Below are 13,206 nucleotides of genomic sequence, written 5' to 3'. Positions count from 1 at the left end.
CTAAAATCCTGTACAGGCAATCCCTGATTTGGTGTGCGCCAAGCCGGTGCACAATTCGCCTCCTTTTTTCCCCTCCTGATGCTCACTCTCAGCCCGGACCTGCAGACACCGCTGGTCAGCCAGATCGTTGATGGGCTGCGGGGCCTGATCGTTGGGCAGGTGCTCAAACCCGGCAGCAAGCTCCCGTCCATCCGCGCTTTTGCCGCTGCGCATGGCGTGAGCGTGTTCACCGTGGTCGAGGCCTACGACCGCCTGGTGGCGCAGGGCTGGCTGGTGTCGCGCGCCAATGCTGGCTTTTTTGTGAAGCGGCGGGGCGATGAAGGCGTGGCGCCCGGGGCTGGTGCGCCAGCGCGGCCGGTGCCCCGTTTTGATGCGCGCTGGTACCTCAAGCAAATTTTTGAAAACCGCAACCTGCCCATGAAACCGGGCTGCGGCTGGCTGCCGCACGACTGGCTGTTTGGCGATGCGGTCAAGCGGAGCATGCGCCAGCTGTCGTCTGATGGCCCGGAGCTGGACGGCTATGGCCTGCCGCACGGCCACATGGCCCTGCGCATGGTGGTGGCCGAATCACTGGCCGAGCACCACCTGGCGGTGGATGCCGACCAGGTGCTGCTGACCCAGGGCTCCAGCCAGGCGCTGGATCTGGTGGCGCGCCGCCTGGTCAAGCCCGGTGATGTGGTGCTGGTGGACGACCCCGGCTACCCCAACCTGCACTTCATGCTGCGTTTTGCGGGCGCGCAGGTGGTGGGCGTGCCGCGCACCCCCACGGGCTATGACCTGCCTGCGCTGGAGGCCCTGCTGGCCGCACACCGGCCCACGGTGTTCTTCACCCAGCCGCGCCTGCAAAGCCCCACCTGCTCGATGGCGTCGGTCGCGCACCTGCACCGCCTGCTGCAGCTGGCCGAGCAGCATGGCTTTGTGTTGGTGGAGAACGACATCTACGCCGACATGGATTCGACCGTGCGCCCCTCGCTGGCCAGCCTGGACCAGCTCAGCCGCGTGGTCTACATCGGCAGCTTCTCCAAGACCATCTCGCCCAATCTGCGCACGGGTTATGTGGCGGCGCGGCGCGATTTGCTGGATGAGCTGGTGCAGCTCAAGATGATCTCGGGCCTGACGTCCTCCGAGATCACCGAGCGCATCACCTTCGGCGTGGTGACCGATGGCCGCTGGCGCAAGCACCTCAAGTCGCTGCGCGAGCGACTGGCTGAGGCGCACCGCGCGGTGGGCCGGCGGCTGCTGAACCTGGGGTTTGAGCTGTTCCACGAGCCCGAGGCGGGCATGTACCTGTGGGCGCGCCACCCTGATCTGCCCGACAGCGCCGAGCTGTCGAAGGAGGCCACGGGCGCGGGCATCATGCTCGGCCCCGGCCAGCTCTTTCTGGTGGAGCCGCGCCCCACGGGCTGGCTGCGCTTCAACGTGTCATTCAGCCAGGACGAGCGGCTGTGGCGCTTCTTGGAGCAGCGCATCCTGCTGGGGCAGCAGGTGGCGGAATAGGGCGGCTCCATGCACTGAGGGCCTGCGCGCAGTCCCCTGCGGGATCGCAAACAGCCTCTCTGAATGCGTTTTCAAGCATTTTTGGCACCATGCGCTAGTGCAATATGGCTTGTTTGCTATCAAATATGTAGTGAGCGGGCAAGCTACCCCGCTTTCCTTGCCGGAGGGCCTGGCGCCTACCGGTCGATGATGCGCCGCGCAAACCGCTCCAGGTACTCCATCAGCTGCTCCGCCCCGGCCATGGCGTGCGCTTCGTCGCCGCTGGCAATGCCCTGGGCCAGCTGCATGTGGGCGCGTGCGCCTTCGGACACCTCGCCCTCGTGCTGGTAGGCGTACCAGAAGCGCCTGCACTGCACGATGAGCGGCTGCACACATTTGACGGCCGAATGGTTCTGGCTGGCCTGGTGCACCACCACGTCCAGCGCGTGGTCGGCCTGCATGTAGTCGTCCAAGTGGCCGCGTGCGGCGGCTTCCACCATTTTTTCGGCGCACTGCACGATGGCCTGGCGCTGCGGCGCCGTGGCGCGCCGCGCGGCGCAGGATGCGATCAGGCGCTCCAGCACGCGGCGGGTCTGGATCACGTCCAGGTGGTCGGCCAGGTCGATGTGCGACACCAGCAGCCCGCGCCGGGGCTGCTGCGCAATCAGCCCGATGGAGACCATGCGCAGCAGCGCCTCGCGCACGGGGGTGCGGCCGAGGCCCGTGCTTTCCACAATCTCGGCCTCCACCACGGGCGAGCCGGGCTGCAGCTGCAGGGTGGAGATCATGGCCTCGATGGCGTCATAGGCCACGTCGGCCGCGCGCCGTTTGGGCGCAGGGTCTCGCTGGATGGGGGCACTGCGGGTGGTCATGGGGAGCAGGGTGTGGGGAGCGGGGTTGCAGACCGCATCTTAGTGGCTTGCGGTAGCGGCCCCGCTGCCATCAGGCCAGGCTGGCGCCCGCTTTGCGCAGCTCGGCAATCTGCGGTGCCTTGGGCAGCCACAGCTTGTCAAACTCCTGGATCGTGCTCTCGGGGTTGAAGGCCGATGCCGTCTTGAACGCGATGGACGTGCCCTTGAACCTCTCGATCAGCCCGGCCTCGGTGGTCACGATGTCGTTGATCTGCGCATCGAGCGACTGGGCCACCCGCTTGCGGATGATGTCCTTGTCCTTGGCGTCGAGCCCTTGCCAGATGCGGCCGGAGACCAGCGGTGCAAACGGCATGAACAGCGCATTCATCTGCAGCAGCGTCTTGGCCACCTTGTCAAAACGCTGGTTCCACGAGAACTCGATGTCGGCCTCCAGCCCATCGACCTGGCCGTTGCTCATCGCATCGAACACCTGGGGTGTGGGGATGGGCGTGGGGGCGGCGCCCAGCATTTGATAAAAGTCGCGGTACACGGGCGTGGGGTTGATGCGCAGCTTCATGCCCTTGATGTCGGTGGGCAGGTTGATGTCTTTGGTGGAGAACACGGCGCGCATGCCGGTGATGCCCCAGCCCAGGCCAATGGTGCCGGTCTCGCGCGGCAGCACTTCCAGCAGCTTGGTGGCGGCCGGGTGCTTGACCAGCTTGGCCACGGCGGGCGTGGAGCGCACCAGGTAGGGCGCATTGATGGCCGCGATGCTGGCCACACGCGAGCCCAGTTCGGCCGCCTGGATCCAGCCCATGTCCAGCGCGCCGGACTGCAGCTGCTGCATCATCGCCGCCTCGTTGCCCAGCTGGCCCGAGTGGAAGACGGTGACGCTCAGGCGGCCGTCGGTTTCCTTCTTCAGTGCCTCGCCAAACTGCAGCGCGGCGCGGTTCCACGAGTGGCCTGCGGGCGTGATCAGGCCCAGGCGGAATTCCTTGGCGTCGGCGGCCCGCACCAGCGCCGGAAAGCCCAGCCCCGTGACGGCGGCTGCGGCCACGGCGTGGCGCTGGATGAAGTGGCGGCGGGAGACTGGGCGGGCAGGCTGGGTCGTCATGGTGAACTCCGTGTGAAAGAACGTTGGGAGGGGGACGGATCTGTCGGACGGCATGCCCCGCTACTTGAGCAGGCCGAGCGACAGGCTGGGGAACAGCGACAACATCACCAGCGCCACGCAGCTGATGATGAAAAACGGCAGGGTCACGATGAACATCTTTCCGGGCTTGGCCCCGGTGACGGCCGACGCGACAAAAAAGCTCAGACCCACGGGCGGGGTCATCAGCCCCAACACCAGGTTGACGACGATCACCACGCCAAAGTGGCGCGGGTCGATGTGATAGACCTCGGTGGCAATCGGCAGCAGGATGGGCGCGGTCATGATGAGACCGGGGATGCCGTCGATCACCGTGCCGATGACCAGCAGGATGACGTTGGTGAGCAGCAGGAAGGTGACCGGGTCGTGCGCCACCGTCTGCACCCAGGCGGCCACCATCTGCGGCACCTTGCCGTAGATCAGCAGCCACGAGAACACGGCCGCTGCCGCCACCAGAAACAGCACGATGGCCGAGTAGATCGCCGAGCGCAGCAGGATCGCGGGCATGGCGCTGAAGCGGAATTCCTTCGTCACATACCGGCCCACCAGCGCCGAGACCAGCGCGCCCACGGCCGCCGATTCGGTGGGGTTGGCCACGCCACTCAGGATGGAGCCGACGATGATGATGGGGATCAGCAGCGTGGGGCTGGCCTGCACCACGGTGCGTGCGCGCTGGGCCAGCGTGCGCTTTTCGCTGCGGGGGTAGTTGTAGACAAAACCCATGAGCGCGATCACGACAAAGAACAGCAGCGTGAGCAGCACGCCGGGCAGGATGCCTGCAATCAGCATGTCGCCCACGGCCACCTGGGCCAACACGCTGTAGACCACAAACATCACGGAGGGCGGGATGATGGGCCCGAGCATGCCGCCGTACACCGTGAGGCCCGCCGCAAAGGTCTTGTCGTAACCCTGCTTCTCCATCTCGGGCACCATGACCTGCGACATGATGGCCACCTGCGCAGTGGCCGAGCCGATGATGGACGACACCAGCATGTTGGCCAGGATGTTCACGTAGGCCAGCCCCCCTTTGACCGAGCCGATGAAGGCCATCGACAGGTCCACCAGCCGCCGCGTGATGCCGCCGCTGTTCATGATCTCGCCGATCAGGATGAACAGCGGGATGGCGATGAGGCCATAGCTGTCCACCCCGCCGAACATCTGCATGGGGAACGACTGGAACAGCACCGGACTGCCGATGCTGAGGATGTACACCGCGCCCGACAGGCACAGGCACGCGCCGATGGGCACACCCACCATCAAGGCGGCGAGGAAGAACAGGGTGGTGATCATGGTCGGGGCTCGGTGGGTTTGCAGGGGTGGGTGGCGTTCAGTTCACGGCGTCGGCGTTGACCACGTCAAAGCCTGCGTGCTGCACACGCTCTGCGGCGCCCATGTCTTCCAGCAGGTTGGCCAGCGCATGCACGCTGAAGGTGGCCGAGAAGATCGGCAGGATGAGCTGCAGCACCCAGGTGGGCCAGTTCAGCGTCTGGGTGCGCTCGGTGTAGATGAAGTTGAAGCTCTCGGCCGCAAACTCCTTGGCGTCAAAGCCGTAGCGCGCAATGCCGATGGGGTCCATCCACACCCAGCACATCACCAGCATGGCCAGGCCAAACAGCAGCACGCCGGACGTGGCCACCACCTTGAATGCCTTGGCGCCCCGCGCGCCGAGGTGGTCGGTCAGCATGGTCACGGCAAAGTCCATGCGCAGCCGCGTCATGACCGACGCGCCTACAAAGGTCAGCCACACCACGGTGTAGACCGCCGCTTCGTCCACCCAGTAGATAGGCATCCCGGTGTAGCGCGTGACCACGTTGAGCAGGATGAGCAGCACCAGCAACGTCATGAGGGCGGTGAGCAGATGCCGCTCCATGCGCAGAACCTGCGTGGACAGCGCCAGCACCCAGCGAACAGGTGCACGCGGCGTGGCAGTGAGTGGTGGGAAGGGACTGCGGGTGGATGGCATGGTGCGGTGCTCGGGGTGGAAGGGGCTTGGGCAGGCGGCTTGGTGAGACTGAATTTTTAATATCTGGCAGATATATTTGCAAGCAAGATGAATGCCTGTTGCTTGTGGGGGGCGTCGCTGCTGAGCTGGAGAAAAGGCTTCGGGTCAGGCAGGCGGCGCTGCGCTGGGGCCTTCCGGCGCAGGCCCGCCGCAGGCGGCCAGGGTGCCGATGCGTGCAGGTGCCAGCAGGTGCCGGGGCGCGGTCGGTGTCCACCCAAACAGGTGCTGTGTGGCTGCACCGCAAATGCGCCCCTGGCAGGCGCCCATGCCGCAGCGGGTGTGCAGCTTGGCGTCGATCCAGCCCTGGCGGGGGGCCAGGTCGGCATGGGCCACGTCTTCACAGCGGCACACCAGGGTGTCAGGCCGGGGCAGGGCCTTGAGCTGCTCGTTCAGCACAAACGAGGTCTGCAGTACCTGGGCAAAACCTTCCCAGCGCACAAGCTGTGCGCGCAATGCCTGGGCCTGTTGAACGTGGCCTGCGGCTGTGTGGCCTGCGATGGCGCCCTGCACCAAGGCACGCTCGCTGCCGCCAAAGCCCGTGCTTTCCCCGGCCGCCAAAACGCCCGGCACCGTGGTGCGCATCTGCGCATCCACCGCCAGACCCATGCCGCCGCTCAGCGGTCCACCCAGTACACAACCGAGCAGTTGGCCCAGCTGGGTGTTGGGTACCAGGCCAAAGCCGCAGGCGATGCGGTCGCAGGCGATGGTTTCTTCTGCGTGCACGCCCTTGCGCAACCGCACGGACTGCACCTGGGTGGTGCCCTGTGCCTCCAGCACATGGGTGCTTGCGCGCAAGCCGGGGTGAATCAAGGCGAGAGCCTGCAGCGCCTTGGCAGGCCAGCGCGGCAGCTGCGCCGCAAAGCCTGCCAGTGCTGCCCAGGCGGCCTGCTCGGCGATGCGCACCACGGTGGCGCCTGCTTGCGTGGCCGTGGCGGCGGCCGCCAGCAGCAGCGGGCCGGTGCCAGCGATCACGATGCGCTGGCCGCGCACATCCAGCCCCGCCTTGATGAGGGCCTGCAGCGCACCCGCGCCCGTCACGCCGGGCAAAGTCCAGCCGGGGAAGGGCAGCAGCAACTCGCGTGCGCCGGTGCACAGGATGATGCGGTGGCTGTGCTGGGTCCAGCCCCGGTCGGCGTCTTCCAGCAGCAGGGCGGGGGCCTTGTCGGTGGGCTGGCGTGCGCCCAGGCCCACCACCCGGGTGCCGGTCAGCACGCGGATGTTGGCGTGCTTGGCTAGGGCCGCGCGGTGCTGCTGCGCCAGCGGCGGCAGGGCCACCTGTGGGCCATCGCGCCAGATCTGGCCGCCGGGCTGGGGGTTGTCGTCCACCACCGTGATGGCCGCACCGCTGGGCGCAGCGGCAAGGGCCGCCGCCATGCCTGCCGGGCCCGCGCCGATGATGAGGATGTCGCAGCGCTCGTGCATGGCGACCGGTACAGACATGGGTGTCAGGGGCATGGTGTGGCGCTCCCGGGAGCGGTGCCTGCATCGGTGTCGATGGCCGTGCCTTCGGCGCACACCGTCTGGCACGCAAGGCGGATGCGGCCCTGGATGCGCACGCGACATTCGTGGCACACGCCCATGCCACACAGCGGCGCGCGCGGCTCGCCAGCGACCGAGGTGCGTGTGGTGCCCGGCGGTTGTTGCGCCAGCGCGGCAGCCACGCTGGTGCCCGCTGGCACTTGCCGGGGGATTCCGTTCACGACGATCTGCACGGTCAGGGTGTGGGGGGCGGAGCGCGTCATGCGGCACCCCACGAATCAAAACGCTGCGCGGCGTAGGGCATGGGGTCGATGGGCGGTGTACTGCCGGTGATTTGCGCGGCCAGCAGCTGTGCGGTGCTGGGGGCCGTGGTCACGCCCAGCCCTTCGTGGCCCACGGCCAGCCACAGGTGGGGGTGCGTCGGGTGCGGGCCGATGATGGGCAGGCTGTCGGGCGTGGCAGCGCGAAAACCCGTCCAGGTACGAATCGCGTTCAGGTCCGCCAGGCCGGGCAGGTAGTCGAGCGCGCGCTGCAGCATGCGCGCGAGCACGGCGTTGTTGACGGCCGGGTCGGTGGTGTCGAACTCGCGCGACGAGCCGATCAGCAGTTGCCCCGTGGGCCGGGGTTGTACGTTGAAGGCCACCGAGGTCCCATCGCTGTGGTGCGCGCTGGTGATGTAGCCCAGCTCCACCAGCTGGTGGTGCACGGTGCCGGGGTAGCGGTCTGTGATGACGAGGTGGCCCTTTTTGGGGCGCAGCGGCAGGCCGGGGCACAGCTGCGTGGCCTGGATGCCGCTGGCCAGCACGATGGCGCCTGCGCTGCGCTGGCTGCCGTCCCGTAAGGTGACGGTGTGGCCGTCGATCTGCGCGGCTTCGGCCTGTTCAAAAACCACGGTTCCATGCGCTGCAGCCTGGGCCACCAGCCACTGGGCGGCACGCGGGGCATAAACCACGCTGTCGCCATTCACCTTCAGCGCGCCCGCCAGGCCGCGGCGCAGCGCAGGTTCTGCGCGGGCGAGGGCTACGGCATCCAGCATCTCGCAGGCCACGCCTTGGGCTTGCAAGGTGGCGCGCTTGGCGTGCGCAGCCAGCAGCTCTTCCTCGTTGGCAGCCAGCCAGAGCGTGCCGCAGGCGGTGAAGGCGCAGCCAGCATCCATCTGCGGTGCCAATGCGTGCCAGAGGTCGAGCGACGATTTGCTGAGCGCCAGCTCAGCCGGGTTGTCATCCATCACCACCAGATGGCCCATGCCTGCCGCCGTGGCACCGCCCAGGCGCGCATCAATGATCCGCACCGACAGCCCGGCCTGCACGAGCGAATGGGCACAGGCCGCGCCGACGATGCCAGCGCCGATCACAAGGACGTCGGTGGTTTGCATGGGGCCTGTGTGGTGGAAGAAACGCGGTTTACAGCCGGATGCCCCAGCCGAAGGGGTCCGTGTCGTCGATCAGCAGGGTCGCTTCGGCACTCATGTAGGCACGGCCACGCAAGGTGGGGATGAGCTTGCCACCGTCCTGCAGCGTGTAGCTGGCCTCGAACTGGCTGCCGATGATGCTGGCCTGGCGCCACACCTGACCCGGCTGGAGCTTGCCATCGGCGGCCAGGCAGGCAATTTTGGCGCTGGTACCGGTGCCGCAGGGCGAGCGGTCGTAGGCTTTGCCGGGGCACAGCACGTAGTTGCGGCTGTCCGCGGGATCATCGGTGCTGTCGTCGTCAGCAAATAGTTCGATGTGGTCGATCTCGCCACCGTTGTCGCCGCGAATGCCCTGGTCCTTCAGGGCCTGCTGCACGGCGCAGGTGTAGTGCATCAGTGCCTCCAGGTTGTCGCTCGCCACGCGCTGGCCGTGGTCCGAGATCAAAAAGAACCAGTTGCCACCCCAGGCCACATCACCCACCACACGGCCATAGCCGGGCACATCCACCGCCAGCTGGTGGTGCAGGCGGTAGGCGGGCACATTGCGCACGCTCACCGATCCATCGGTGTGCAAGGTCGTGGTGACGGTGCCCACCGGCGTTTCGATGCGGTGATCGCCAGGCTGGATGCGGCCCATGTGGGCCAGCGATGCGATCAGGCCAATCGTGCCGTGGCCACACATACCCAGGTAGCCGCTGTTGTTGAAGAAGATCACGCCCGCCGCGTTGGCGGGGTCTTGCGGTGCGCAGAGCAGCGCGCCCACCACCACGTCGCTACCGCGCGGCTCCAGCACGGTGGCGGCGCGCCAGGCATCGTGCTCGCGTGCCAGCCGCTCGCGCCGCTCGGCCATGGTGCCAGTGCCCAGGTCCGGAAATCCGCCAATGACAAGCCGGGTGGGCTCACCGCCGGTATGGGAGTCGATCACTTGGATGTGTTGCATGGTGCTGTGGTCGTGGTGGGGCAGTGGCTTAGTGTCTCAGGCCACAGACTGGTACTGGGTCGGGCGGGTTTCGAGCGCTTTGCGCACCACGCGCTCGACAAACGCCCGCTCTTCACCCACCAGCGGCAGGCGGGGGCGGCGCATGTGCTCGGTGCCCACACCCACCAGCACGTCGATGAGCTTGAGGTTCTGCACCAGCTTGTTCGATACATCGAGGTGCAGCATGGGCGTCATCCATTGGTACAGCGGCAGGGCTTCAGCAAATTTGCCCGCCTTCATCAGCTCGTACAGCGCCACCGTTTCGCGCGGGAAGGCGCAGCCCACGCCGGCCAGCAGGCCGTCGCAGCCCAGGGCCAGGCCTTCGTAGGCCAGGTCGTCCACGCCCAGGAAGAGCTGGTAGCGGTTGCCCACGGTGTTGCGCAGGTCGGTGATGCGGCGGATGTCGCCTGTGCTTTCCTTGATGGCGGCAATCCATTCGCAGTCGGCCAGCTCCAGCATGTGCTCGGGCTTCAGGTCCACGCGGTAGGCGACGGGGTTGTTGTAGACCATGAGCGGGCGCTGGGCGGCATGGGCCATGGCCCGGACGTTGGCCATGGCCTCGCGGGCGTCGGCCACGTAGATCACCGAGGGCATGACCATGTAGCCCGCCACACCCAGCCGATTGCCTCCGTCGATGTAGCGCAGGGCCTCGCGGGTGCTGGTCTCGGACACATTGGCCAGCACGGGCACGCGGCCGTCGGCTGCTTCCAGGGCAATTTTGGCGACCTGGAGCTTTTCTTCCAGCGTGAGGGTGCTGGCCTCGCCCAGCGAGCCGCAGGTGACCAGCCCGTGAATGCCGTTACGGATCTGGAAGTCGATGTGCCGTGCCGTGCCTTCGGCGTCGATGGACTCGTCGGCATGGAACTTGGTGGTGACGGCGGGGAAGATGCCTTGCCAGCGGGGTTGTGGGTTCACAGGGTGCTCCTTGGGTGCGTTGGGCGATGAAGTTATTAATATATTAACAAGATATCAAAAGCGCGCAAGCGAATTTTCGAGCGCGGGCAATTGGTCGCTGGGCGAATTGGAGGCGAGGGGCAGGCATGGAACCTGCAAATCCTGTGCCGCCCTTTGCTGTCGCACCGCTGCCACGGGCGCCAGGGCTGCAAACCTATAATGAAAGGTTGGTCCCCATAGGGGCAGCGACAGGCAGCGCACAGGCGCGGGTCCTGCGGTCTGCCTGCTCCGTGCAACCACTCCACAACACCATGAGCACTCCCACTTTTTCTGTCGCTGACATCCGCAAGTCCTTCCTGGACTTCTTCGTCTCCAAGGGCCACACCGTTGTGGCGTCCAGCCCCCTGGTGCCTGGCAACGACCCCACGCTGATGTTCACCAACTCGGGCATGGTGCAGTTCAAGGACGTGTTCTTGGGCACCGACAAGCGCCCTTACAACCGGGCGGTGTCCGTACAGGCCTGCCTGCGTGCCGGCGGCAAGCACAACGACCTGGAGAACGTGGGCTACACCGCGCGCCACCACACCTTCTTTGAAATGCTGGGCAACTGGTCGTTTGGCGACTACTTCAAGCGCGAGTCGCTCAAGTGGGCGTGGGAACTGCTCACCACCGTCTACAAGCTGCCGCCCGAGCGCCTGCTGGCCACGGTCTACCAAGAGGACGACGAGGCCTATGACATCTGGACCAAGGAAATCGGCCTGCCGCCCGAGCGTGTGATCCGCATCGGCGACAACAAGGGCGGTCGCTACAAGTCCGACAACTTCTGGATGATGGCCGACACCGGCCCGTGCGGCCCTTGCAGCGAAATCTTCTATGACCACGGCCCTGAGATCCCTGGCGGCCCTCCAGGCAGCCCCGACGAAGACGGCGACCGTTTCATCGAGATCTGGAACAACGTGTTCATGCAGTTCAACATGGACGAAACCGGTGCTGTCACCCCGCTGCCCGCTCCCTGTGTGGACACCGGCATGGGCCTGGAACGCCTCGCCGCCATCCTGCAGCATGTGCACAGCAACTACGAGATCGACCTGTTCGACCAGCTCATCAAGGCTGCCGGCCGCGAAACCGGCGTGACCGACCTCAACAACAAGAGCCTGCGCGTGATTGCCGATCACATCCGCGCGACCGCTTTCCTGGTGAGCGATGGTGTGATCCCCAGCAACGAAGGCCGTGGCTACGTGCAGCGTCGCATCGTGCGCCGCGCCATCCGCCACGGCTACAAGCTGGGCAAGAAGACCCCGTTCTTCCACAAGCTGGTGGCCGACCTGGTGCGCCTGATGGGCGACGCCTATCCGTCGCTGCGCGAGCAGGAGCAGCGCATCACCGACGTGCTCAAGACCGAAGAAGAGCGCTTCTTTGAAACGCTGGCCAACGGCATGGAAATTCTGGACGCCGCGCTGGACGGCGGCGCCAAGGTACTGCCCGGCGACGTGGCCTTCAAGCTGCACGACACCTACGGCTTCCCGCTCGATCTGACCAACGACGTGTGCCGCGAGCGCGACGTGGAAGTGGACGAAGCCGGCTTCAAGACCGCCATGGAAAAGCAGAAGGCCCAGGCCCGTGCTGCTGGCAAGTTCAAGATGGATAAGGCGCTGGAGTACACCGGTGCCGCCAACCAGTTCACTGGTTATGAGCATTTGGCTGAGACTGCAAAAATCGTAGCTATCTACGTAGACGGGACAAGCGCTGCAGCCCTGAAAGCCGGTCAAAATGGCGTGGTGGTGCTGGACACGACCCCGTTCTACGCAGAAAGCGGCGGCCAGGTGGGCGACGAGGGTGTGATCACCAGCGGCTCCGCCCGCTTTGCGGTGGGCGACACGCTCAAGATCAAGGCCGATGTGTTCGGCCACCACGGCACGCTCGAAGAGGGCACGCTGAACGTGGGTGACACGGTGCAGGCCCAGGTGAACACCGCCGTGCGCGCTGCCACCATGCGCAACCACTCGGTCACGCACATCATGCACAAGGCCTTACGCGAAGTGCTGGGCAGCCATGTGCAGCAAAAGGGCAGCCTGGTCAATGCCGACCGCACCCGCTTCGACTTCACACACAACGGCGCCGTGACGGCGGCTGAAATCCGCGAGATTGAACGCCGTGTGAACGAAGAAATCCTGGCCAACCAGCCCACGCAAGCGCGCGTGATGGACATCGAGTCGGCCCAGAAGACCGGTGCCATGATGCTGTTTGGTGAGAAGTACGGCGAAACCGTGCGCGTGCTCGACATCGGCACCAGCCGCGAGCTGTGTGGCGGCACGCACGTGCAGCGCACAGGCGACATCGGCCTGTTCAAGGTGGTGGGCGAGGGTGGAGTGGCTGCTGGCATCCGCCGCATTGAGGCCGTGACTGGCGCCAACGCACTGGCATATTTGCAGAACCTGGAAGACACCGTGAACCAGGCCGCCAGCACCCTCAAGGCGCCGGTGGCCGAGCTCAATGGCCGCATCAGCCAGGCGCTGGACAACGCCCGCGCGCTCGAAAAGGAAGTGGCTGCCTTGAAGGGCAAGCTGGCCTCCAGCCAGGGTGACGAACTGGTGAACCAGGCGGTGGAGGTGAAGGGCCTCAAAGTGCTGGCTGCGGCGCTGCCGGGTGCCGACGCCAAGACCCTGCGCGACACCATGGACAAGCTCAAGGACAAGCTCAAGACCGCTGCCATCGTGCTGGCCGCCGTGGATGGCGACAAGGTGCAGATTGCTGCGGGCGTGACGGCCGACAGCGTGGGCAAGCTCAAGGCCGGCGAACTGGTCAACTTTGTGGCCCAGCAAGTGGGCGGCAAGGGCGGCGGCAAGCCCGACATGGCCATGGCTGGCGGCACTGACGCGGCCAAGCTGCCTGCAGCGCTGGCTTCGGTGACGGGCTGGGTCACGCAGCAACTGGGCTGATGTCCCGGGCCACCACAGCGGCACC

General features: G+C 66.2%; 11 protein-coding genes. 2 read left to right on the top strand and 9 right to left on the bottom strand.

Features of this window, described 5'->3' with window-relative positions; translation table 11 throughout:
* Positions 1-78: 78 nt before the first annotated feature.
* Positions 79-1,497 carry an aminotransferase-like domain-containing protein gene (locus ACODSU_RS13355; protein ID WP_488842665.1) on the top strand — a complete coding sequence of 473 codons (1,419 nt, stop codon included), beginning with the start codon at positions 79-81 and terminating at the stop codon, positions 1,495-1,497.
* 176 nt (positions 1,498-1,673) lie between these two features.
* Here the strand turns inward: ACODSU_RS13355 and ACODSU_RS13350 are convergent, their stop codons facing one another.
* The 9 genes from ACODSU_RS13350 to ACODSU_RS13310 form a co-directional block, all read right to left on the bottom strand.
* On the bottom strand, positions 1,674-2,348 hold the full coding sequence (locus ACODSU_RS13350; RefSeq protein ID WP_488842664.1) for a GntR family transcriptional regulator: 675 nt from the start codon (positions 2,346-2,348) through the stop codon (positions 1,674-1,676).
* A gap of 70 nt (positions 2,349-2,418) precedes the next feature.
* On the bottom strand, positions 2,419-3,441 hold the full coding sequence (locus tag ACODSU_RS13345) for a TRAP transporter substrate-binding protein (RefSeq protein WP_488842663.1): 1,023 nt from the start codon (positions 3,439-3,441) through the stop codon (positions 2,419-2,421).
* A gap of 60 nt (positions 3,442-3,501) precedes the next feature.
* Entirely contained in the window at positions 3,502-4,767 is a 1,266-nt protein-coding gene (locus tag ACODSU_RS13340; RefSeq protein WP_488842662.1) for a TRAP transporter large permease, read from the bottom strand.
* Between the two features lie 37 nt (positions 4,768-4,804).
* Positions 4,805-5,440, bottom strand: coding sequence for a TRAP transporter small permease (locus tag ACODSU_RS13335; protein ID WP_488842661.1), 636 nt, complete (start codon positions 5,438-5,440; stop codon positions 4,805-4,807).
* Positions 5,441-5,584: 144 nt separating this feature from the next.
* Positions 5,585-6,934 (bottom strand): FAD-dependent oxidoreductase, encoded by a 1,350-nt coding sequence (locus ACODSU_RS13330; protein WP_488842660.1) that lies wholly within the window; start codon positions 6,932-6,934, stop codon positions 5,585-5,587.
* Positions 6,925-7,221: a 2Fe-2S iron-sulfur cluster-binding protein gene (locus ACODSU_RS13325; RefSeq protein WP_488842659.1), complete on the bottom strand. Its 297-nt coding sequence runs from the start codon at positions 7,219-7,221 to the stop codon at positions 6,925-6,927. Before ACODSU_RS13325 ends, ACODSU_RS13330 begins: the two co-directional genes overlap by 10 nt.
* Positions 7,218-8,333: an NAD(P)/FAD-dependent oxidoreductase gene (locus tag ACODSU_RS13320; RefSeq protein WP_488842658.1), complete on the bottom strand. Its 1,116-nt coding sequence runs from the start codon at positions 8,331-8,333 to the stop codon at positions 7,218-7,220. The genes ACODSU_RS13325 and ACODSU_RS13320 overlap by 4 nt, the downstream gene beginning before the upstream one ends.
* Before the next feature lie 28 nt (positions 8,334-8,361).
* Positions 8,362-9,309 carry a 4-hydroxyproline epimerase gene (locus tag ACODSU_RS13315; protein WP_291442753.1) on the bottom strand — a complete coding sequence of 316 codons (948 nt, stop codon included), beginning with the start codon at positions 9,307-9,309 and terminating at the stop codon, positions 8,362-8,364.
* A 36-nt stretch (positions 9,310-9,345) separates the two neighbouring features.
* Entirely contained in the window at positions 9,346-10,263 is a 918-nt protein-coding gene (locus ACODSU_RS13310) for a dihydrodipicolinate synthase family protein (RefSeq protein WP_291442755.1), read from the bottom strand.
* A 290-nt stretch (positions 10,264-10,553) separates the two neighbouring features.
* On the opposite strand from ACODSU_RS13310, the gene alaS reads away from it, so the two are divergent.
* Positions 10,554-13,181 (top strand): alanine--tRNA ligase, encoded by a 2,628-nt coding sequence (gene alaS / locus ACODSU_RS13305; RefSeq protein ID WP_488842657.1) that lies wholly within the window; start codon positions 10,554-10,556, stop codon positions 13,179-13,181.
* Positions 13,182-13,206: the final 25 nt, after the last annotated feature.

Source organism: Acidovorax sp. FG48 (assembly GCF_057809085.1).
Note: the sequence above shows the minus strand (reverse complement) of the source record. Positions and strands in the feature narration are given on the sequence as shown.